Raw genomic sequence first — 19,958 nt, 5'->3', positions numbered from 1 at the left:
GTCCCAGCACCGGGCCACCACCGCCGCGGCCTGGTCCCGTGCCCGGTCGGCGAACCGGGACACCGCGTCCGCCAAGCCGGAACCGGCCGTCGTCGCGCGGTGTCGCACCGCCTCCCCCGTGCGTCGGTCGCGCAGCGGGCGGGCCGGGTTGCCGGCGGCGATCGTCCACGGCGGCAGGTCCCTGGTGACGACGGCGCCCGCGCCGATGACGCAGTGGTCTCCGACCGTGACGCCGTCGAGGACGACGACGTTCGAGCCGATCCACACGTCGTCGCCGATCGTGATGCCCTTGCTCGTGTCGGGTTGCCGGTAGACGGGCGCGTGCGGCGCGAACCCGTGGTTGAACCCGAGGAGCGACGTGTGCGCCCCGATGCGCACGCCGTCGCCGAGCGCGACCCGGCCCCGGACGGTGGCGTAGGGGTTCACCGTGCAGTCGGAGCCGGTGGTCACGTCCCCCGTCACGTAGGCGTGGCCGGCGATGTAGGAGTCCCCGCCGAGCCGCAGGGCGTCGGTGAAGACGGCCGCCGCGGCGGAGACGAAGCAGTGCGGCCCGATGGTGGCGCCGTCGTCGGTCAGGCGTTGTTGGCGCGCGGCCTGCGCGGCGCGCTGCTCCGCCGAGGCGCGGCGCTCGAAGTCCCAGGGGCAGTAGTCGAAATAGGCGTCTTCGAGAGCGGATGCCGCGTCCATGACCTCGAGGCTAGTGAGCCGACGAGGCCGAGGAAAGCGCTTACCTCCGCACGCGGGCCGTGGACGACCGGACGATGAGCGAGGTCGCCAGCTCGACCCGGTCGATGATCGCCGGACGGCCCGCGATCAGGTCGGCCAGCATCCAGCCCGCCTGCCGGCCCATCGCGGCGAGCGGCTGGCGGACGGTGCTGAGCGCCGGCGAGGACCGCCAGGCGGCCGGCAGGTCGTCGAAGCCGACGACGCTGAGGTCGCCGGGCACCGACAGGCCGGCCGACCGCGCCGCCTCGATCACGCCGAGCGCCTGCTCGTCGTTCGCGGCGAAGATCGCGGTGGGGCGGTCGGGCAGGCGCAGGAGGTCCCGGGCCTCCCGGTGGCCGCCCTCGCGGGTGAAGTCGGCGTGCCGCACCAGCGCCGGGTCGAACGGGATGCCGGCGCCGTCCAGGGCGACGCGGTAGCCGTCCACGCGGGCGGTGCTGCACAACATGTCGGGCGGGCCGCCGACGACGCCGATGCGGCGGTGGCCGAGCGACAGGAGGTGCTTGGCCGCCGTCATGCCGCCCGCGCGGTTCGTCGCGCCCACGGTCGGGAGGTCGGGCGTGACCGCGTCGACGGGGTCGACCCGCACCACCGGGACGCGTCCGGCGGCGAGCACGCGCCGCTCGGCGGGGCTGATCGGGCACGCCACCAGCAGCACGCCGGCGCGACCGGCCCGGACCAGGTCGCGGGCCCACGTCGGGCCGCGGCCGGCCCCCGGCGACATCACGACGTCCAGCCCGGAGTCCACGACGCCGCCCATGACCTCCATCGCCCACGCGGTGTTCAGGGCGGGGAAGACCAGCTCCACCAGCGGCGCGGGACGGCGCCCGTCGGCGGGCGCGTGATCCGACGGCAGTTCACGCGCCGTTCCCGCGGCACGGCCACCGCGGCACGCGCGGTTGACGACCCTGGAGGCCGTCGTGGGCGACATCCCGGCGGTGGTGGCGCTGCCGGCCAACCTCGATCGACTCACGCTCCGACACTATCGGGAAATTCGCGAAACACAATCGAGCCGGTGAACTGCAACGATTCACCTCTTCTACCACTCGTTGCCCGGTTGGTGTGCGACAAGCTGACCACACTGCGGTCTTGCGTATCGCAAAGATTTCGCAAAACTTTCGGCTGGTCGCGAGCCGGTCGAGCCGGCGTGGGCGCTAGTCATACTTGTCCTGGTTCAGGAAGCGGGCGAACCCCCGCCACGAGTTCGGTCCCATGACACCGTCGATCGGGCCGGTGTAACCCCACCGCGCGGCGAGGCGCTGCGCCGCGGCCCACGTGTTCGGCCCGGGAACGCCGTCGATCGGGCCGGTGTAGCCGTAGTCGCGGAACGCCCGCTGCATCGCCGCGTAGGTGTTCGCGCCCGGCGCGCCGTCGATCGGGCCCGTGTAGCCCCATTCCCGCGCCACCCACGTCTGGTCGCGTTGCCAGAAGAGGGTGCCCGGGATGCCGTCCTGCTCGGTGGTCGTCTTGGGCAGCCCGCCACCCCCGCCGACATAGACCAGCGGGTTGATGCGGGTGCCGCCCGGGTCGATCATGTGCCAGTGCAGGTGCGGTCCGGTGGACGAGCCGGAACCGGGCGCGCCCGCCGCGCCGCCCGACAGCCCGACGACGCCGCCCATGCCGACGCGGGCGCCGTTGGCGAGCAGGAACTGCGACAGGTGCAGGTACTGGGTGCGGTAGCCGTTGTCGTGCCGGATGGTGACGGTGTGGCCGCCGGTGCCGTTGTAGGGGGTGTTGGTGACGACGCCGCCGCCGGCCGCGGGGAGCCGCGTGCCCACGGCCATGCCGAAGTCGATGCCGCCGAGCGAGCCGGCGGCGCGGTGGTCCTCCCACGTCCCGGTGATCCGGTAGCCGCTGAACGGGTTGTAGAACCCCGGGACGGCCTGCGCCGCGCGCGCCGTCCCGACCGTCACGAGCCCCGCCACGACCCCGCCGCGCAGGATGGTTCGCCTGGCTATTCCACCGTTGGTCATAACGCTCCCGGTGTCCGAGTTGGTGACTCCGGACCGTATGCGCCCGGTGACGGTCCGGCGACGGACGTTCGACCGACCGCCATCCGGCGGCACCGGGCACGGCCGCCGGCACGAACCCCCAGGGGCAGCCGTTCCCGGCTGTGCGAACGACGTCCGTCTCCCGCGGCGGCCGGGCGGTCGTCACCCGGCGCGAAGGGCCGCGCGAACGGCCGTTCGGGGTTCGGGCGGTGTCGGCGGGGAACTCCCCCGGTTGACGCGGTGCACCGTCCTACCAGGAAGTTCCCACCACTCACGACCGGTTGGGAGGAGGATTCGCATGCGGGTTCTCGTCACCGGCGCCCACGGCAAGCTGGGTGCGGCGACCGTCGACCGGCTGTTGCGGGACGGGCACGAGGTGACCGGGGTCGACATCGCTCCCCCGGTGCACGACCGGTCCCGCGACGCCGCCTACTTCCAGGCCGACCTCGCGGACGCGGGCCAGGTCGCCGCGCTCGTGCCGGGCCACGACGCCGTCGTCCACGCCGCCGCCATCCCCAGCCCCGAGCACCACCCGTCCCAGGTGATCTTCCAGAACAACGTCATGTCGACGTACCACCTGGTCGAGGCCGCCGAGCGGGCCGGGGTGCGGCGGTTCGTGTTCATCTCCAGCGAGACCGTGCCCGGCTTCTCCTTCCCCCGGCGCCACTTCCACGCGGACTACGCGCCGATCGACGAGGAGCACCCCGTCCGGCCGCAGGACCCGTACGCGCTGTCCAAGCGGGTCGGCGAGGAGCTGATGGACGCCGCCGCCGCGCGGAGCGACCTGACCGGCGTCTCGATCCGGCCGACGTGGATCCAGTGGGAGGGCAACGTCGAGCGCAACATCGGCCCGGTGGTGCGCGCCCGCGGTTCCGACACCAGCGCGTCGTTCTGGTCGTACGTGCTGGTCTACGACGTGGCGGACCTCATCGCGGTGGCGACGGCGGCCGACACCCCCGGTCACGAGGTGGTCTACGCGGCGGCGGCGGACAACGCGGCCGGCCTGTCGCTGCACGAGCTGGTGCGCCGCCACTTCGGCGACGAGGTCGAGCTGCGGCCCGTGCCGCGCGAGGACGCGTCCGGCATCTCGTGCGCGAAGGCGGCCCACCTGTTCGGCTGGAAGCCCGCGCGGTGCTGGCGGGACCTGCTCGACGACGACGGCCGGCTCCGGCCGGAGACGCAGCTCGCGCTGGACACCGAGGAGACCGGCGTGCACCGCGGGTTGCGCTCGATCGGGTGACGGGTCGACAGGTCACCGGCCGGCGCCGGGACCGTGCAGCACGGCGGCGCGCGTGATGTCGCTCGGCGACACGATGCCGACGAGCCGGCCGCCGTCGACCACGAGCGCCCGGCCGTCGGCGCGTCCGTCCAGGTCGGACAGGAGGTCGGGCAGGGGTTCGTCCGGTCCGGACACGGTGACGTCGGCGGGCGGGCAGGCGACGTCCCGCAGCGCGGTGACGTCCCGCCGGTCCACGGGCACGTCCTTCAGCCGGTCCAGCGTGATCAGCCCTTGGAGCCTGCCGACCTCGTCCACCAGCGGGAACGCGGAGTGGCCGCGGGCGGGCGCGAGGTCGCGCAGGAACGGGCCGACGGCTTGCGCGCCGTCCGCGGTGACCGGGTCCGGCGTCATCACGTCCCGCACCCGCAGGTGCGACAGCGCGGCCCCCAGCTCGGCCTGCCACCGTTCCGCGGTCGCCGCGACGGCGATGAACACGCCGACCATCGCGAGCCACAGGCCGTCCGCACGCCCCGTGACCAGCGCCAACCCGCCCAGGACCACGAGCCCGACCCCGAACCCGCGTCCGACGTCCGCGCTGACGACCGTCGCGCGGTGGCGGTCGCCCCAGCGTCGCCACAGCGCCGCCCGGAGGATGCGCCCGCCGTCGAGCGGGGCGGCCGGGAGGAGGTTGAACACGGCGAGCACGACGTTGGCCAGCGTGAGGTAGGCGAGCACGCCGGTCGCGAGGGCGTCGGTTCCCGCCGCTTCCGCGAGCGTGGCGGCGAGGCCGAACACGGCCGCGGCGAGGACGCTGGTGGCCGGGCCGACGGCGGCGACCCGGAAGTCCTCGCCGGGGGTGCGGGCGTCACCGCGCAACGACGCCAGGCCGCCGAGCATCCACAGCGTGATGCCCTCTACCCGCCGGCCCTCGCGCCGGGCGACCACGGCGTGCGCGAGCTCGTGGGCCAGCAGCGACGCCAGGAAGCCCACGGCCGCGCCGAGGCCGGCGAGCAGGTAGGCCGCGCCCGACCGGTCGGGGAACGCGACCGGGAAGCGGGCGAACCCGAGGCCGAGGACCAGGACCGCCACGACGGACAGCACGCTCCAGTGCAGCCGGACGCCGATGCCCCACAACCGCGCCAGGTGGATCATCGCTCGTACCGTCCTGTTCGTCGGCGCGCCGGGTCGCGCGGGCTCATCGGGTGGTCGGCGCGGGCTCGGCCTCGCGCACCGCGAACGGGGTGCCCTGCTGGCAGGTGGTGGCCTCGCCGGGCCGGGCCACGCCCTCCACGACGACGTCCGCGCCGGGTCGGACGACCTCCGGGTCGCCGCCGAGCAGGAGGAACTGGCCGCGGTCGGTGGCCAGGACGAGGCAGCCCGGCTCGACGCCCTCCTCCACCCGGCCGCGCAGGGTCACCTCGGGCCGGGTCGGGGGTTCGCCCGGTGCGGGCCGGGTCGACGTGCCGCAGGTCGGCGGCGGCACGTCGTCGCCGCCGACCGCGACCAGGGCGGTGAGCGCCACCTCGCCGGCGCGCTGGAACGTGAAGGTCAGCCGGACCGCCGTGCCGGCGAGGACTTCCCGGGTGAAGCCGACGAGCCGCAGGTGGTAGCCGGTGTCCAGCTCGTTCGCGGCGGGGACCGCGATGGTGTCGACACGCTCGCTCACGCCGTCGCAGTCGGCGTCGGCCCACAGCTCGACCCGCGCGGCGTCGTCGGAGCGCACGCCGGTGAGGACGTCCGGCTCGTCGGAGGGGCCGAGCAGCGTCAGCCGGACCGTCGCGGCGTCGCCGGGGCGCCAGGCGTGGTCCGGCGGGGCCTCGACCACGACGTCGCGCAGCCGCACGTCGCCGACCTGCCCGTTCGCCCCGGTCGTGCCGCGGTCCGGGTCGTGCAGCGGCGGGCCGCAGGACGACACGGCCAGCGACGGCGCGGCGAGGGCGGCGAGGGTTCGCAGCCAGTCCATACCGGGCGGCTACCCCGGGACGACCTGTCCGAACGCCCTCGGCGGGCCGTCAGGCGATCGTGCCGTCGGAGGTCGCGCCCCTGGTCAGGCGGCGGAGCGCGCCCGTGCCGCCGCGGCGGCCTCGGTGACGTCGGCGCGGAGCACGACGAGGCCGTCGATGCCGGTCTCGGTCATCGGGCCGAGCACCGCGCGCTGGTCGGCGGCGACGGCGAACCGGATGTCGCGCAGCTCGGCGCGGTGCCGGGCCTCGATCAGCATCGACAGGCCGACGGAGCCGAAGAACGTGACCCCGGTCAGGTCGAGCACCAGCACCTCGGTGGGCTCGGTGAGGCCCTCGATCACCTCGCCGCGCACCTCGTCGCAGGTCAGCATGTCGATCTCGCCCTCGACGCGGATCACGGTGACACCGTGCCGCCGGACGGTCTCCACCTGGATGTGCGCGGCAACCTCGACCTGTTCGCTCAACGGACCGTGCCTCCTGGCAACTCGTCGGCGGTCGGACACCGGCCGACTCCCGTGACTTCGCGTCGGACCACGGTAACCCGCGCCACGTCGCCGACCTCAACCCCCAGCGAGGTCACTCGATGGGGTGAATAGGACTCCTTGGGCGGTGACGCAGCGGGGTCACACCCGGTATCAGTGATCGGTTCCGATCACGTCGGCGACGAACCGCTCGGCCACGTCGCGCAGTTTGACGTTGTCCCGCTGCGACCGCTCGACCAGCAGCGTGAACGCCTCGTCGGCCGGGATGCGGTGCGCGCCCATGATGATCCCCTTGGCCTGGTCGATCACCGCCCGGGAGTTCAGCGCCTCGCGCAGGTGGACGACGTGCTGGCGGGTCTTCAGGTAGCGGCGGGCGTTGCGCAGCGCCGTCTCGGCCGCCGTGGTGTACAGCTCCAGCAGGGCGGCGTCCAGCTCGCGGAACCCGTGGTCCTGCTCGCCGTAGAGGTTGAGCGAGCCGCGGTACTCGGCGTCGATGAACAGCGGGGCGGACAGGTAGCTCGACACGCCGAGCCTCGCCGCCGCGGCCGCGAACACCGGCCAGCGCTCGTGCGCCTCGGCGACGGCGACGCGCACCACCTTCCCGGTGGTCGCGGCTTCAAGACACGGTCCGGACCCGGCACGGTACTGGGCCTCGTCGACCTCGCCGGCGCGCTCGTCGGTCGTCGCCGCGGTGTGCGGGCCGCCGTCGCGCAGCAGCGTCACGCTGGCGCGGTCCGCGCCCGGGATCGCCTGGACGACCTGGCGGCAGACGCGGTCGAGGATCACTTCCAGGTTTTCTTCCTGCTCCAACAGCTGCGACAGGCTCCCCAACGCGTCCGTGACGTCGTCGAGCCGCCGCACGAGTCTCTCGCTGAGCGAGTCGCCGGCATCGCCCGACGCGCGTTCTCGTTCGCCCAACACACCGGCCTCCTCGTCCTCAACACCGGTCGTGCCCCACGCCGTACGCGGGGTGGGGAATGGATCGGCTCGCCGACCGCGGCCGGCGAGCCTGGTGGGAGTGCTGTGCGTCGGCGGCTCAGACGAGCCTGACCTCCGCCCACACCGTCTTGCGGTCACCCTGGGACCTGTGCCCCCAGTTCACGGCCAGCCGGTTGACCATCACCAGGCCGCGGCCGTCCTCGGGGGTGTCCACCCGGCCGAGGACCGGGAGCGCGCTGGGGCGCCCGTCGTCCACCTCGATCCGGACCACGTCCCGGGCGCGCGACGGGCGCAGCCGGAGCTGACGGGGAGGTCCCGCGTGCCGGTAGGCGTTGCCGACCAGTTGCGCGGCGACCACCTGGACGTCCACGAGCCGCTCCCGACCCGCGTCGGGGAAGGTCCGGGCCACGAGGCCCAGCAGTTCCGCCGGACTCGGCGGGGCGCCGGGCAGGTCGAGGTCGACACCATCCCTGGGTAGATCGACAGCGCTCACGGGTCAGCCCTCCAGTGCCCTGCGTTTTCAAGGCGGAAACACCGGATTGATACCCAACACCCCAATGGATCAAACACGGACGTGGCCCCGCGCCGGGCGTGCCGCGGGGCCGCGCGGCGATCCGTCCACTGTGGACGAGCTACGCCGGTCCGCCCCGGAACCCCGCCACGACCTCGGCGTTCTCGGGGCACTCGGCGTCCGGCCACTCCCAGCGGATTCCGAAGCGGCCGGGACCGAAGTCGAGCACCAGGCCGTGCGTGGTCCGGTCGTCGTCCAACCCCACCGGCCGGACCTTCTCCACGCCGTCGGCGGCGGTGTACAGGGAACAGCGCGCGGGGAGGGCTCCCGGGTCGAACCGGACCTCCATCAGGTACTCCCGCACCGGCGTCCGGCACCGGCGCTCGAAGAACGTGGACGGCGACCCGGCCGACGGGGCGACCACGTCGTGCTCGATGAGGATGGTCTCGTGCTTGGGCACCGAGCGGCCGAAGACCATCTCGGCGGCCAGCAGCCCCGCCTCCACGTCGGCCTTGACGCGGCCGACCTCGCAGTTGCGGACGGCGCGGATGCGCTCGGTGCCGTCGCACGGCAGGTCGAGCTGGTGGACGACGACGAGCCGGTCCACGCCGTCCTCCTCGGCGCGCAGCACCTGGCGGCTCTGCCACGTGTGCAGCGCCCGGTTGGGGCCGACGAGGACGCGGTCGTGCCCGCTGAGCCGGGTCAGCTGGGTGTCCCGGCTGAGGTCGAGGTCGCGCAGCAGCGCCTCCACCCGGTCGGCGTTCGGGAAGAACTCGCTGCCGACGACGGTCCGGTGCGGCCGGGTGGCGCTGCGCCCCCGCGGCTTCGGCGGGTCCAGGAGCCCGGCCAGCTCGCCGGTGGCCAGGCCGACGATGTGCTCCAGGTTGCGCAGGGCGGCCAGGGAGGCGGCGCGCTCCGGCTGGGTGCGGCCCGACTGCCAGTAGCTGAGCGTCGCCGTGCTGACGGGCGTGCCCATGGTGCGCAAACGGTCGCAGAGGCGCTCCAGGCTCATGCCGCGCCGGTCGATGGCGGCCCGGAGTGCCTCGGGGAAGGCGTCCTGTCCGTTCGTCACGCGGGGCACGGTAACTCGGCGTCGTGCGGATGCAAAGGTTCCCCTTACGCGCGAGTAGGCAGCGCCTCGGCCGGGTGGCGAGGCGCTGCCCACGCGCGCGGATCAGCTCGTGGTGAGCGACGTGTCGTCGATCACGAACGAGGTCTGGAGGTTGCCGTCCTCCGCTCCGGTGAACTTGATCGTGACGCTCCTGCCCGCGTACGCCTTGAGGTCGAACGACCGCAGGACGTACCCGGCGCTCTCGTTGACGTTGGAGTACGTCGCCAGCGTCGACAGCACGGTGCCGGCCGAGTCGAGAACCTGCACCCTCAGGGTGTCGTAGACGACGGTCCCGGTCTCCGCCGAGTCGATCCGCAGGTGGAACGACAGGGTGGCGGCCGTCGCCGTGGCCGGGATGGCCACCGCCTGCGACAGGGTGTCGGTGTGGGACTGGCCGTAGCCGTTCAGCCACGCCTTCCACGACCCGGTGCGCGCGGCGTACGTCGCGTCGGTGGTGATCACGCCCGAGCTGGCCGACCAGCCCGTGTTGCCCGACTCGAACCCGGGGTTGGCGAGCAGCTGGCCGCCCGGCGTGGTGCCGCCGCCCAGCGACGCGATGGTCTTCTCGGCGTCCACCAGCCCGGCGCCGCAGCCGCCGGTGCAGGAGCCGGGGACCGGCCGGACGTTCCGCTTCAACGTGGCCTCGACGTCGGCCGGGGACATCGCCTTCTCACCGAGCATGAGCGCCGCCAAGCCCGCCACGTGCGGCGTCGCCATGCTGGTGCCCTGGTAGTGCTGGTAGCTCTCCGAGCCGGGGGTCGTGGTGCCGGTGTTGAGGGTCGACAGCACGCCGTCGGCGGCCGTCGCGGTCTCGCCGCCGGGCGCGGCCACGTCCACGGTGGTGCCGTAGTTGGAGTACGCGGCCCGGTTGCCCTGCCGGTCGAGCGCCGCCACCGTCACGACGTTGGCGCAGTTCGCGGGCTGGAACCGCGAGGCGTCCAGGTTGGAGTTGCCGGCCGCCACGACGACCGTGGCGCCGCGGGACACCGCGCCGTTGATCGCGTTCTGGTACGTGCTGCTGCACACGCCGGCGCCGCCGAGGCTCATGTTGATCACCTTGGCGGGGTTCGCGTTCGCGGGGACACCGCTCACCGTGCCACCCGAGGCCCACGTCACGGCGTCGGCGATGTCGGACAGCGAGCCGCCGCAGCGGCCCAGGACGCGGGCGTGGACCAGCTTGGCCTTCGGCGCCACGCCCGACACGCCCTTGGCGTTGTCGCTGACCGCGGCGACGGTGCCCGCGACGTGCGTCCCGTGCCAGCTCGACGTGCGGTCCGACGGCGGCACGGGGTTGCCGTTCTCGTCGGTGCCGCACTCGCCGGTCTTCATCCAGTCGCCCTCGTCCTGCGGGTTGGCGTCACGGCCGTTGCCGTCCCGCGAGACCCACGGGTCGCTGACGAAGTCGTGCCCGCCGACGGTGTTGCCGTCGAGGTCGGAGTGCGCGGTGCGGCCGGTGTCGACCACGGCGACCGTGACGCCCGCGCCGTCCGCGGTGTCCCACGCCTTCGGCAGGCGCATGCCCGCCGTCGTCTCCCAGTAGTGCCATTGCCGGTCGTAGTACGTGTCGTTCCGGGTGGCGGTGGAGAAGAACGTGACATCCGGTTCCGCGAACTCGACGTCGGAACGGGAAGCGAGCGAACGCAGGAATCCGCGCGCCTGGTCACCCGAGAGATTCCGGTTGGTGCGGACGACGTGGCCGCCGGTGGCCAACTGGCGCACCTCGGTCACGGACACGCCGTGCTTCTCGCCGGTCCGGCGCAGCGCCTCCGCCCTCGCGGCGCTCGACCGACCGGCCTCCGACCTGGCCTTGAAGGTCACGATGTACTGGTCGTACTCGGCGCCGGCGGCGACGTTCTCGACGAACGGCCGGCCGGACGGACCCGGCGGGTCGGCCTGCGCCACCCCGTTGACGCCCGCGGCGAGGCAGGCCACCGCCGACACGAGAACGAGATAACGAATATTCTTCCTGCTCACGACGACGCGCTCCTTGATTGGCAGGGAAGGAAACGGCGAGGGCGTTCCTGAGGTGCCAGGAGATAGTGCGTCACCTTGTGCGGGCGCGGAAGAATTAATCGTTAAGGGTCGGGCCGGCGGGCGTCCCGAACACCGGCGCCGGGCAGCACGCCGGACAGGTCGAACCGGACCGTGAACGGCCGACGTCGCGGCACACCGACGCAGTGCGGCGGCACGGCACCCGACCGTCGGCCGCCTGCTGCCGGAACCGCCGACGGCGACCTCGCCCGCCTCAGGGCCGCGCCGGGCGACGACCCCCGGTCACCGCGTCACGATGCCTGCGTGGCCGCCGGGAGCGCGGACGTCTCGAACGCCCGTCGGTAGTCGGTGGGCGACACGCCGACCTGCGCGGCGAAGTGGCGGCGCAGGTTGGTGGCCGTGCCGAGGCCGCTGCGCTCGCTGATCTTCTCGATCGGCAGGGACGTGGTCTCCAGCAACGCCTGCGCGTGGGCGATCCGCCGGCCGAGCAACCACTTCAGCGGTGTCGTGCCGGTGACCGCGCGGAGCCTGCGGTGGAACGTGCGGATGCTCATGCGGGCGCGCCTGGCCAGGTCGTCGACGGTGAGCGGCTGGTCGAGGTTCTCGACCGCCCACTGGAGCACCGGGCCCAGGTTGTCGTCGTCGGTGACCGGGACGGACAGGTCGATGAACTGCGCCTGGCCGCCCGCGCGGTGGGCCGGGACGACCATGCGGCGGGCGAGCTGGTTGGCGACGTGCGCCCCCAGGTCGCAGCGGACGATGTGCAGGCACAGGTCCAGCGCCGCCGACATCCCCGCGCTGGTGAGGACGTCGCACTCGTCGACGTAGAGCACCGAGTCGTCGACCCGCACCGCCGGGTACCGCTCGGCCAGCGCGGCGGTGTGCATCCAGTGCGCGGTGGCCCGGCGGCCGTCGAGGAGGCCCGCCTCGGCGAGGGCGAACGCGCCGCAGCACAGCGACACCATCCGCGCGCCGGCGTCGGCCGCCGCGCGCAGCGCCTCGATCAGCTCCGGGGACATGGGCTCGCCGTGCACCACCGAGTCCGGCACCGCCGCGACGATCACGGTGTCCGCCGTGACCAGGTCCTCGATCCCGTACCGCGTCCGCAGCGAGAAGCCCTGCGCGCTGGGCGCGGTCTCCGTGCGGACCGAGCAGAGCCTCAGGTCGTACCAGGGGTCGGCCAGGTCGGGTTGCGGCAGGCCGAACACCGAGCAGGGGATGGCGATCTCGTACATGTCCCACATGCACGACCCGATGTCGTCCGCCACCGCGATCGCGACCGTCCCAGCGCTCATGCCGTGAGCGTACGGCAGGAACCGTTCGAAGATCGGCACTCCTGCCACTGTCGAGCCGGTTCGGCGCGGTGCGAACCTACGTGCCACCAGAGTTGAACCGAATGGAGCACACAAGATGCGCGACACCAGTACCGGCCACTCCCCCGTGACGGTCATCGGGCTCGGGCTGATGGGCCGGGCGCTGGCCGAGGCGTTCCTGGCCGCCGGTCACCCGACGACGGTGTGGAACCGCTCGGCGGACAAGGCGGACGCCCTCGTGGCCCGCGGCGCGGTCCTCGCCGCGTCGGTCGAGGACGCCGTCACGGCGAGCCCGCTGACCGTCGTCTGCGTCTCGGACTACGAGGCGGTGCACAAGCTCCTCGACCCGGTGGGCGACGGTCTCGCGGGCCGGACCGTGGTGAACCTGACCTCGGGGACGACGACCCAGGCCCGGGAGACGGCCGAGTGGGCGGCGGGGCGCGGCGCCGACTACCTCGACGGGGCGATCATGGCCATCCCGGTCGGGATCGGCACGGCGGACGGGCTGATCCTCCACAGCGGGCCGCGGGCCGTGTTCGACGCGCACGAGGCGACGTTGCGGACGCTCGGCGGTGACACCACGTACCTCGGCGAGGACCACGGCCTGTCCGCGTTGTACGACACGGCGATGCTGGGGCTCATGTGGAGCCTGCTGAACGGGTTCCTGCACGGCGCCGCGCTGGTCGGCACGGCGAAGGTGGACGCGGCGGCGTTCGCGCCGATCGCGAGGAAGTTGATCGCCACCGTCTCCGAGTGGACGGTGGACTACTCGCGGCAGATCGACCGGGGCGAGTACGCGGCCGAGGACTCCACCATCCGCACGCACCTCGGCGCGATGGAGCACGTCCTCCACGAGAGCGAGGCCGCCGGGATCAACACCGAGCTGCCGAGGTTCGTGAAGGCCCTGGCGGAGCGCGCCGTGGCCGCCGGTCACGCGGAGGACGGCTACGCGGCCATGATCGGGCAGTTCCGGGCCGCGGGCTGACCGGACGCCCGCCCACCGGATTCCCGCCCACCGCACGCCCGCCCACCGCACGCCCGGCCGCCCCACGCCCGCACGCCGGACGCCCGGCCACCGGACGCCGCCGCCCGCCTACGACTGGACGGGCACCTGCGCGCGCAGCCGGAACATGGAGAGGTCGAGGCCGGTGCCGGGCCGGCTGCTGGTGATCGTCGTGCCGTCGGGGGTGGCGTACGTCAGCGCGGTGACGTGGTCGTTGGACAGGAACGCGCCTTCGACCGGGTACACCTCGCCCTCGCGGCCGATCCGCTGCGACAGCTCGCGGGCGAGGTACTGGGCCAGGCTGGTGTGGCGTCCGACGCCGCTGCCGCCGACCGCCACGCCGAGGGTCCGGGCGACCTCCGGGTGGTCGCGGTCCAGCTTGATCGCCAGCTGGTAGGCCGTCATGTAGGGCCGCCCGAGGTGGTGGCCGGACGGGTTGGCGATCGTGACGCCGCGCAGCGCGTCGCACACCTTGTCCAGCACGTCCAGCTCGCTCCACACGCTCATGCCCACCCCAGTCGTCAGCGCCACAGCCGTCTGGCTCTGCTGTCGCGCGCGCCGGGCCGGGCGTTACCGGGGCAATCCGGGGCGCGGGCCGGGCGAACGGACCGGAATACCCTCCGGATCGGCCGGCAAACCCGTGGTCAGGCCGGCCGATCCGAGGGCTCCGAACCCTCCCGAGTCCACAGAGGACGGGTTTGGCCACCTGAGGTCGACGGGTATCTCCAAGGCCCACGACCCAACGGTGATCGGAGCGACAGTGGGTGGTCCACGGGTTCCGTCGGAGTTGACGCTGGGTGTCGAGGAGGAGTTCCTCCTGGTGGACCCGCGGACCGGGGAGCCGTCGCCGCACGGCCGAGAGGTCGTCGAGGCGGCGAAGCGGCGGTTCGGGGTCGAGCTGGACGAGGAGCTGGCAGCCGCCCAGGTGGAGACCAAGACACCCGTGTGCCACGACCTCGCGGACGTGCGCCGGCAGCTGCACGGGCTCCGCCTGGTGGCCGCCGAGACCGCGCACAGCCTCGGGGACCGGCTGCTCGCCGTCGGCGTGGCGCCGGTGGGCGGGCCGGACGTGCGGACGAGCGACCCCGACCGGTACCGGGGGCTGGCCGAGGACTACGGGATGCTGGCCGCCGAGCAGTCCATCTGCGGCTGCCACGTGCACGTCGGCGTGCCGGACCTGGAGACGGCGGTGCAGGTGTGCAACCACCTGCGGTCCTGGTTGCCCGTGCTGGGCACGGTGACGGCCAACTCGGCGTTCGCCCGCGGTCGGGACACCGGGTACGCGAGCTGGCGCTCGGTCGTGTGGTCGCGCTGGCCGGGCGGCGGCCCGCCGCCCTACTTCACGTCGGTGGCGCACTACGAGTCGGCGTGCGAGCTGCTGATGACCTCCGGCGCGGCCCGCGACCAGCGGTCGATCTACTGGGACGTCCGGCCGTCCTCGCACCTGCCGACGGTGGAGGTGCGGGTCGCCGACGTCGCCGCCACGGTGGACGAGGCCGTGCTGCTGGCCGCCCTGGTGCGCGGCCTGGTCGCCACGGCGCTGGCCGACCTGGGTCGCGGTCTCCCGGCGCCGGTCGTGCCGAACGAGGTGCTGCGCGCCGCGTCCTGGCGTGCCGCGCGGGACGGCGTCACCGGGTTGTCGCTGGACGTGCAGTCCCACCAGCTCGTGCCGACCCGCCTGCTGCTCGACCGGCTCGTGCACCGGGTCCAGGACAACATCGACGACGGCGACGTCGCCCTGATCCGGCAACTCATGTCCACAATGGACACCAACGGTGACGGTGCGACGAGACAACGTCGGGCCTTCACCCGCGCGGGGCAGATGTCCGACGTCCTCGACCACCTCGCGAGCGACACCCTGTCGGGCAACGAGGGGTGGACCGGAGGTCCGTTCCAGCACACGGCGTGACGCACGCCCCCGCACGCGCGCTGCCGATCGTGCGCCCAGGCCGCCCGCGCCGAGATGTCACTCCCCCTCGGCAGCGCGCTTCAACGCCTGGTCGCCCAGGTGCAGCCAGTCGGACACGGCCACGACCGACAGCACGGTCGCGACCAGCCGGGTGGCGCGCGGCGCGAACACCAGGCCCGCCGTGAGGGCGCTGGCGATCCACACGCCGGAGCAGAACGGGCACGTCACGAGCTCGCCGGCCGCGTGCCGGACGCCGTCGCCGCGGACCGACTCGTTGACCTCCGCGGCCCCGGCCGGCTCCTCGTACCGGGCGAACGGCGCGCGCAGCACACTCGTGACCGAGGCTTTCGTCAGCAGGCGGCTGCCCTTGTGGGTCGCCACGGCGAGGAGGGCCGTGTCGCCGAGCGAGACCCGCTCCGGCGGCCGGACGCCCGCGCGCCTGCCGATCGCGGTGGCCGTGGCGACCAACGCGGCATAGGACGACAGCGTCGTCAGGTAGCCCTTCAACGGCCGGTCCTCGCCGTTGGAGTACTCCGCCCGCACACGCTCGAACACCTCGGTAAACAGCATGCGTGAGGTGTTGCCGGAACCCGCTGCTTCAAACTCGGCGATTCGTGCGCGATGGGACACCTGAACGGTCGGGTCGGCCGTGCTCCGGCCGACCCACGGGGTCAGGTGCGCGCGATGACCAGCAGCTCGCCGTCCGGCGCGCCGACCGGCTCCCGGCACCAGCCGCCGTACACGTGGTCGACGGCGAACCCCGCGTCCGCCAACGACGAGCGCACCTCGTGCTCCTCGCGGAAGCGCATGGTGGCCGTGCCCAGCCGTTCCTCGCCGTCGGGGAACCGGTAGTGGTGGGTGAAGGTGACCAGGCCGTCGCGCACCGCGTCCACCTCCGTCCACTCCACGACCTCCGCCCCGTCCGGCAGGGTGACGGTGCGCAGCGTGTCGGCCGGGTTCCACGCCTCCCACCCGCGGGCGCGCGGGTCACGCGTGTCGAACGCCAGCCGCCCGCCCGGCACGAGCGCGCGCCGGAGGTCGGCGAGCGTCCGCGACCACTCCTCGTCGGTGACGAGGAACTGGGCGACGTGGCTCGTCATCACGGCGACGTCGAACACCCCGTGGGGCAGGTCGGCGGACGTGCCCTCGACCCAGGTGACGCGGTCCGCCCCCGGTTTGGCGCGGGCCACGTCGAGGGAGGCGCGGGCCGGGTCGACGCCGGTCACCGCGTGCCCCGCGGCGGACAGGCCGAGCGCCAACCGCCCCGTCCCGCAGCCGAGGTCGAGGACCCTCGCCCGGGGCGTCCCGTCCACAACGGACTTGAAGAAGTCGTCGTCCACGCCCCACCCGTACTTGGCGTCGTAGAGCGGCACGAGCCGGGGGTCGCGGAACTCGGCGTGGTCCATGCGCCGGAACGTAGCGGGGCCGATTCGCGCCGGTCCAACCGTTTACGGCTCACGCCGGGGCGAGGGTGTCGTCCCACTCGACGCGGTGGTCGAACTGCCAGGTGAACTTCCGCTGGTCCACGAACTTCAGCGCCACGGGCATCAGCAGGTCGCGCAGCACCCGGCCGACGGGACCGGCGGCCTTGTCGCGGTTCGTGCGGGCCGCTTGGGCGATGATCCGCTCCACGCGGGCGCGGCGCAGGCCCTCGTAGGCCTGGAACGCCCGGTCGTGCGGCAGGTCGCGCAGGCAGCGGGCCAGCTGCACGGCGCTCTCGAACGCCAACGAGGCGCCCTGGCCGGAACTGGGCGAGGTGGCGTGCGCCGCGTCGCCGACCAGCACCGCGCGGCCGCGGCTCCACGTCGGCACGCTCGGCACGTCCTCCAGCGCGCCGGTCACGACCAGGTCGGCCGGGTCGGTGCGGCCGATCAGCCGGGTGGCGGGCGTGCGGTCGCGGGCGAACGCCTCCCCCAGCACGGCCAGCCACTCGCCGGAACCGGTGGCACGGGCTTCGGCGGTGGTCAGCGGGGTGGCGGCGGGCAGGTTGGCGAACCAGCCGCCGGAGCCGTCGTCGTGGACCTGGTAGCCGAAGAAGGCGCGTCGGCCGAAGACCAGCCGCATGACGCCGCCCGTCGACGGTTCGCCGGTGCGGGCCAGGCGGGCGCCGAACCCGAGGAGGCCGGAGTACCGCGGTCGCGGCGCGTCCGGGTCGATGACCGCGCGGACGGTGGACCGGATGCCGTCGGCGCCGACCAGGACGTCGGAGTCCACTTCGGACCCGTCCGCGAAGTGCGCGGTGACGTGGGAGCCGTGGTCGACCGCGGTGACGAACTCCTCGCCGTGCCGGACGGTGACGCCCCGGCGGGCGGCCTCCTCCCTCAGGACGCGGTGCAGGTCGGACCGCCACACCAGGAGTTGCGGCGGCTCGCTGCCGAACCGGCCGAGCACCTTGCCCGTCCAGCTCCGCATCTCCATCGCGGTCATCGGCGTGCCGACGTCCCACACGGCGTCGGCCAGGCCGACCACCTCCAACGCCTGCACCCCGTTGGGCGCGATGCTCAGCGCGCCGCCCGAGCCGCCCGCGGCGCGGTCGTAGCGCTCGTGGACGGTGGCCTCGATCCCGGCCTTGCGCAGCGCGATGGCGGCGACGGGTCCGCCGATGCCGCCGCCGATGACGGTCGCCCTCATCGTTCCCCCTCGTGAAAGCCCGCCCACAGCGGTCGCCAGTCCCGGATGCGCGCCAGGAAGTGCCGGACGAACGCGATCTCGGCGTCCAGCAGGGCGATCCGGTACTCCTCCTCGACCAGGAAGAGGGGGTGCGCGTCGGCGCCGGCGATGACCGCGGCGGCCTCGTCCCGCTGTCGGCCGAGGCCGGCCAGCCGGTCGCGCAGCAGGGCGGCGACCTCGTCCGGGTGCAGCGCCCCGATCATCGACAGGGCCGCGACGAACCGCGGGTACTCGTGGCCGGGTTCGGCGACCAGCTCGCGCATCCAGTCCTTCAGCTCCGCCCGGCCCGCGTCGGTCAGCGCGTACACGGTCCGCTCGGGCCGCTGCCCGTCGCGGGTCGTCTCGTGCTCCGCGATGAACCCGGCCTTCGCGAGCTGGCCGAACACCATGTACAGCGAGCCGTGGGTGAACTTGATGCTGCGGTCGTCACCGTGCTCCCGCATGAGCTTGCCCAGCTCGTACGGGTGCATGGGCTGCCGCACCAGGTACCCCAGCACGGCCAGCCCGAGCAGGTTCCCGACCTTGCGCTTCGCCGTCACCGCCACCTCCTGATCAGTTCTGACTATTCAGGAGAGGATAGTCGGTGTCAACTACTCTGATCCGAAGCGACGGGCGCACAACCCTACGTATGGGGCTGGTGACAACCGGCGACGACTGGTTGCTTGGTACCCGGGGCGCCTCCCTGCCGTCGGCGCCCCGCTTCCCTGTACCCCGAGGAGACCACCATGTTCGTACGAAAGGCCGTGCGCGTCGTCCTGACCGTGCTGGGTCTGGTGCTGCCGCTCGTCGCGGTGGCCGCGCCCGGCGCGTCGGCGGAACCGCAGGCCCTGGCGCGCACCCTGTACTACGACGTCAGCCAGGCGCAGGAGTTCGTCGCCGACTGGGACCGGGCCGCGACCAACTGGAACAACTCCGTGTCCAACGTCCGGCTGGTCCGCGCGGCGGCGGGCACGCCGGTCAACATCCGCATCTACGCGGACAACGGCTGGCCGCGCGCCTACGTGTCGTCGCTCGGCAACGGCACCGTCTACATGGGACGCCAGGCCGTCCAGCAGGGCTACTACCGGCCCCGGATCTCGACCCACGAGATCGGGCACATCCTCGGCCTGCCGGACCGGCGGACCGGCCTGTGCGCCGACCTGATGTCGGGCTCCAGCGCGCCGATCTCGTGCCGGAACGACCTGCCGAACTCCGCCGAGCGGGCCGAGGTGGAGCGCCGCTTCGCCGGGTGGGCCGCCACGGCCGACGTCCGCGCGGCCGGGTACGCGGCCATGGAGTGCTTCGTGTACTGATCCGGTGACCGGCCCCGTGGGGTGGCGCGAGCCGCCTCACGGGGCCGGCGCACGTCCCGTCAGGGCGAGTCGCCGCGGGCCACGACACCGGTCCGCAGCGCCTCCAACTCCTCGACCAGCGCGAGCACGTCGAGCGTTCCCGCGAGTTCGCGGACGCGTTCGGCGCGGGCGGCCAGGAGGTCCTTCTCAACGTCGCGCTCGGCGGCGGCCCGTTCCCAGTCCTGCGCCTCGATCGCGGCCTCCTTGCGCCGCCGCGCCTCGACGACCCGGTCGGTGATCTCGCGGATCTCGGCTGGCACGGCGCCCTGCTCCGGTTCGCGGGCCGGCCAGGACAGCGCCAGCCCCGGCCCGGACCCGCTCCACGAACCGCTCTTGAGCTTGTCCATCACGCCCCGGTAGGCGTCCCGGACGCCCTCCGGCGTCAGGCCGTCGGCCACGAGCACGCCGGCCGCGCCCGCCGGCTCCCGGACGAGCCCCACGAGCAGGTCCAACGGACCGATGGGCCCCTCCGGCACGTCGCGCGCGACCGACTCCAGCGCGGCCCGCGCGTCGTCGGTGAGGGCGAACTCGTCCAGGCCGAACACCGTCCGCGGGCCTTGGTCGGACGAGCGGAGGACCGCTTCCACCTCGGCGCGCACGGCGACGGCGTCGAGCCCGCACATCGACAGGTACGCGGGGCCGTTGGGGTCCGAGGCGATCCCGAGCAGCAGGTGCCCGGTGTCGACGCGGTGGTGGCCGTGCCGGCGCGCGTGCTCCATGGCGGAGCCGAGCACCGACCTCGCGCTGAGGGTCCACCGCTCGTAATCGATCGGGTCTCCCGTCATGTCGTCCACCGTAAC

21 protein-coding genes are annotated in these 19,958 nt (G+C 73.6%); 4 read left to right on the top strand and 17 right to left on the bottom strand.

Annotated features, from left to right (window positions below; genetic code table 11):
* The 3 genes from ACFQ3T_RS07710 to ACFQ3T_RS07700 form a co-directional block, all read right to left on the bottom strand.
* A partial coding sequence (locus ACFQ3T_RS07710; protein ID WP_380721733.1) for an acyltransferase occupies positions 1 to 687 on the bottom strand: 687 nt, incomplete at its 3' end.
* A gap of 40 nt (positions 688 to 727) precedes the next feature.
* The gene (locus ACFQ3T_RS07705; protein ID WP_380721731.1) at positions 728 to 1,696 is read right to left on the bottom strand and encodes a substrate-binding domain-containing protein; all 969 of its coding nucleotides are present in this window, start codon (positions 1,694 to 1,696) and stop codon (positions 728 to 730) included.
* 181 nt (positions 1,697 to 1,877) lie between these two features.
* Complete coding sequence (locus ACFQ3T_RS07700) at positions 1,878 to 2,696, bottom strand: peptidoglycan DD-metalloendopeptidase family protein (protein ID WP_380721729.1); 819 nt, start codon at positions 2,694 to 2,696, stop codon at positions 1,878 to 1,880.
* A 316-nt stretch (positions 2,697 to 3,012) separates the two neighbouring features.
* Between ACFQ3T_RS07700 and ACFQ3T_RS07695 the strand changes: the two genes are divergently transcribed.
* Complete coding sequence (locus ACFQ3T_RS07695) at positions 3,013 to 3,954, top strand: NAD-dependent epimerase/dehydratase family protein (RefSeq protein WP_380721727.1); 942 nt, start codon at positions 3,013 to 3,015, stop codon at positions 3,952 to 3,954.
* Positions 3,955 to 3,966: 12 nt separating this feature from the next.
* Here the strand turns inward: ACFQ3T_RS07695 and ACFQ3T_RS07690 are convergent, their stop codons facing one another.
* From ACFQ3T_RS07690 to ACFQ3T_RS07655, 8 genes are all read right to left on the bottom strand, one after another.
* On the bottom strand, positions 3,967 to 5,085 hold the full coding sequence (locus tag ACFQ3T_RS07690) for a site-2 protease family protein (RefSeq protein ID WP_380721725.1): 1,119 nt from the start codon (positions 5,083 to 5,085) through the stop codon (positions 3,967 to 3,969).
* A 43-nt stretch (positions 5,086 to 5,128) separates the two neighbouring features.
* Positions 5,129 to 5,896 carry a copper chaperone PCu(A)C gene (locus tag ACFQ3T_RS07685; RefSeq protein ID WP_380721723.1) on the bottom strand — a complete coding sequence of 256 codons (768 nt, stop codon included), beginning with the start codon at positions 5,894 to 5,896 and terminating at the stop codon, positions 5,129 to 5,131.
* A gap of 84 nt (positions 5,897 to 5,980) precedes the next feature.
* The gene (locus ACFQ3T_RS07680) at positions 5,981 to 6,361 is read right to left on the bottom strand and encodes an STAS domain-containing protein (protein ID WP_380721721.1); all 381 of its coding nucleotides are present in this window, start codon (positions 6,359 to 6,361) and stop codon (positions 5,981 to 5,983) included.
* Positions 6,362 to 6,532: 171 nt separating this feature from the next.
* The gene (locus ACFQ3T_RS07675) at positions 6,533 to 7,297 is read right to left on the bottom strand and encodes an ANTAR domain-containing protein (RefSeq protein ID WP_380721737.1); all 765 of its coding nucleotides are present in this window, start codon (positions 7,295 to 7,297) and stop codon (positions 6,533 to 6,535) included.
* A gap of 118 nt (positions 7,298 to 7,415) precedes the next feature.
* A complete protein-coding gene (locus ACFQ3T_RS07670) occupies positions 7,416 to 7,811 on the bottom strand; it encodes an ATP-binding protein (RefSeq protein ID WP_380721720.1) in 396 nt (131 codons plus the stop codon).
* A gap of 139 nt (positions 7,812 to 7,950) precedes the next feature.
* Complete coding sequence (locus ACFQ3T_RS07665; RefSeq protein WP_380721719.1) at positions 7,951 to 8,901, bottom strand: helix-turn-helix domain-containing protein; 951 nt, start codon at positions 8,899 to 8,901, stop codon at positions 7,951 to 7,953.
* 102 nt (positions 8,902 to 9,003) lie between these two features.
* Positions 9,004 to 10,914 carry a S8 family peptidase gene (locus ACFQ3T_RS07660; protein ID WP_380721716.1) on the bottom strand — a complete coding sequence of 637 codons (1,911 nt, stop codon included), beginning with the start codon at positions 10,912 to 10,914 and terminating at the stop codon, positions 9,004 to 9,006.
* A gap of 308 nt (positions 10,915 to 11,222) precedes the next feature.
* Positions 11,223 to 12,227, bottom strand: a complete 1,005-nt coding sequence (locus ACFQ3T_RS07655) for a GlxA family transcriptional regulator (RefSeq protein ID WP_380721713.1) — start codon at positions 12,225 to 12,227, stop codon at positions 11,223 to 11,225.
* 115 nt (positions 12,228 to 12,342) lie between these two features.
* Between ACFQ3T_RS07655 and ACFQ3T_RS07650 the strand changes: the two genes are divergently transcribed.
* Positions 12,343 to 13,230, top strand: a complete 888-nt coding sequence (locus tag ACFQ3T_RS07650) for an NAD(P)-dependent oxidoreductase (RefSeq protein ID WP_380721710.1) — start codon at positions 12,343 to 12,345, stop codon at positions 13,228 to 13,230.
* A 108-nt stretch (positions 13,231 to 13,338) separates the two neighbouring features.
* Here the strand turns inward: ACFQ3T_RS07650 and ACFQ3T_RS07645 are convergent, their stop codons facing one another.
* The gene (locus tag ACFQ3T_RS07645; RefSeq protein ID WP_380721707.1) at positions 13,339 to 13,755 is read right to left on the bottom strand and encodes a hypothetical protein; all 417 of its coding nucleotides are present in this window, start codon (positions 13,753 to 13,755) and stop codon (positions 13,339 to 13,341) included.
* A 280-nt stretch (positions 13,756 to 14,035) separates the two neighbouring features.
* Here ACFQ3T_RS07645 and ACFQ3T_RS07640 point away from each other — a divergent pair, with 280 nt between their 5' ends.
* Positions 14,036 to 15,157 (top strand): carboxylate-amine ligase, encoded by a 1,122-nt coding sequence (locus tag ACFQ3T_RS07640; protein WP_380721704.1) that lies wholly within the window; start codon positions 14,036 to 14,038, stop codon positions 15,155 to 15,157.
* 57 nt (positions 15,158 to 15,214) lie between these two features.
* Here the strand turns inward: ACFQ3T_RS07640 and ACFQ3T_RS07635 are convergent, their stop codons facing one another.
* From ACFQ3T_RS07635 to ACFQ3T_RS07620, 4 genes are all read right to left on the bottom strand, one after another.
* The gene (locus ACFQ3T_RS07635; RefSeq protein ID WP_380721702.1) at positions 15,215 to 15,727 is read right to left on the bottom strand and encodes a DUF1360 domain-containing protein; all 513 of its coding nucleotides are present in this window, start codon (positions 15,725 to 15,727) and stop codon (positions 15,215 to 15,217) included.
* Between the two features lie 101 nt (positions 15,728 to 15,828).
* Entirely contained in the window at positions 15,829 to 16,563 is a 735-nt protein-coding gene (locus ACFQ3T_RS07630; protein ID WP_380721699.1) for a class I SAM-dependent methyltransferase, read from the bottom strand.
* Between the two features lie 49 nt (positions 16,564 to 16,612).
* Positions 16,613 to 17,788 carry an FAD-dependent oxidoreductase gene (locus ACFQ3T_RS07625; protein ID WP_380721696.1) on the bottom strand — a complete coding sequence of 392 codons (1,176 nt, stop codon included), beginning with the start codon at positions 17,786 to 17,788 and terminating at the stop codon, positions 16,613 to 16,615.
* Positions 17,785 to 18,366, bottom strand: coding sequence for a PadR family transcriptional regulator (locus tag ACFQ3T_RS07620; protein ID WP_380721693.1), 582 nt, complete (start codon positions 18,364 to 18,366; stop codon positions 17,785 to 17,787). The genes ACFQ3T_RS07625 and ACFQ3T_RS07620 overlap by 4 nt, the downstream gene beginning before the upstream one ends.
* A 186-nt stretch (positions 18,367 to 18,552) precedes the next feature.
* On the opposite strand from ACFQ3T_RS07620, the gene ACFQ3T_RS07615 reads away from it, so the two are divergent.
* A complete protein-coding gene (locus ACFQ3T_RS07615) occupies positions 18,553 to 19,119 on the top strand; it encodes a snapalysin family zinc-dependent metalloprotease (protein ID WP_380721690.1) in 567 nt (188 codons plus the stop codon).
* Positions 19,120 to 19,178: 59 nt separating this feature from the next.
* Here ACFQ3T_RS07615 and ACFQ3T_RS07610 read toward each other — a convergent pair whose 3' ends face one another.
* Positions 19,179 to 19,943, bottom strand: a complete 765-nt coding sequence (locus ACFQ3T_RS07610; RefSeq protein ID WP_380721687.1) for a Clp protease N-terminal domain-containing protein — start codon at positions 19,941 to 19,943, stop codon at positions 19,179 to 19,181.
* Between the last annotated feature and the right edge of the window lie 15 nt (positions 19,944 to 19,958).

The organism is Saccharothrix hoggarensis, assembly GCF_042678885.1.
Classification (GTDB): Bacteria; Actinomycetota; Actinomycetes; order Mycobacteriales; family Pseudonocardiaceae; genus Actinosynnema; species Actinosynnema hoggarensis.
Note: the sequence above shows the minus strand (reverse complement) of the source record. Positions and strands in the feature narration are given on the sequence as shown.

Excerpts from the sequence above, each read along its gene's own strand:
- ACFQ3T_RS07690 (WP_380721725.1), bottom strand. The coding sequence starts at position 5,085 with ATGATCCACCTGGCGCGGTTGTGGGGCATCGGCGTCCGGCTGCACTGG.
- ACFQ3T_RS07630 (WP_380721699.1), bottom strand. The coding sequence starts at position 16,563 with ATGGACCACGCCGAGTTCCGCGACCCCCGGCTCGTGCCGCTCTACGAC.
- ACFQ3T_RS07635 (WP_380721702.1), bottom strand. The coding sequence starts at position 15,727 with ATGCTGTTTACCGAGGTGTTCGAGCGTGTGCGGGCGGAGTACTCCAAC.
- ACFQ3T_RS07655 (WP_380721713.1), bottom strand. The coding sequence starts at position 12,227 with ATGAGCGCTGGGACGGTCGCGATCGCGGTGGCGGACGACATCGGGTCG.
- ACFQ3T_RS07650 (WP_380721710.1), top strand. The coding sequence starts at position 12,343 with ATGCGCGACACCAGTACCGGCCACTCCCCCGTGACGGTCATCGGGCTC.
- ACFQ3T_RS07615 (WP_380721690.1), top strand. The coding sequence starts at position 18,553 with ATGTTCGTACGAAAGGCCGTGCGCGTCGTCCTGACCGTGCTGGGTCTG.
- ACFQ3T_RS07625 (WP_380721696.1), bottom strand. The coding sequence starts at position 17,788 with ATGAGGGCGACCGTCATCGGCGGCGGCATCGGCGGACCCGTCGCCGCC.
- ACFQ3T_RS07700 (WP_380721729.1), bottom strand. The coding sequence starts at position 2,696 with ATGACCAACGGTGGAATAGCCAGGCGAACCATCCTGCGCGGCGGGGTC.
- ACFQ3T_RS07685 (WP_380721723.1), bottom strand. The coding sequence starts at position 5,896 with ATGGACTGGCTGCGAACCCTCGCCGCCCTCGCCGCGCCGTCGCTGGCC.
- ACFQ3T_RS07610 (WP_380721687.1), bottom strand. The coding sequence starts at position 19,943 with ATGACGGGAGACCCGATCGATTACGAGCGGTGGACCCTCAGCGCGAGG.
- ACFQ3T_RS07645 (WP_380721707.1), bottom strand. The coding sequence starts at position 13,755 with ATGAGCGTGTGGAGCGAGCTGGACGTGCTGGACAAGGTGTGCGACGCG.
- ACFQ3T_RS07695 (WP_380721727.1), top strand. The coding sequence starts at position 3,013 with ATGCGGGTTCTCGTCACCGGCGCCCACGGCAAGCTGGGTGCGGCGACC.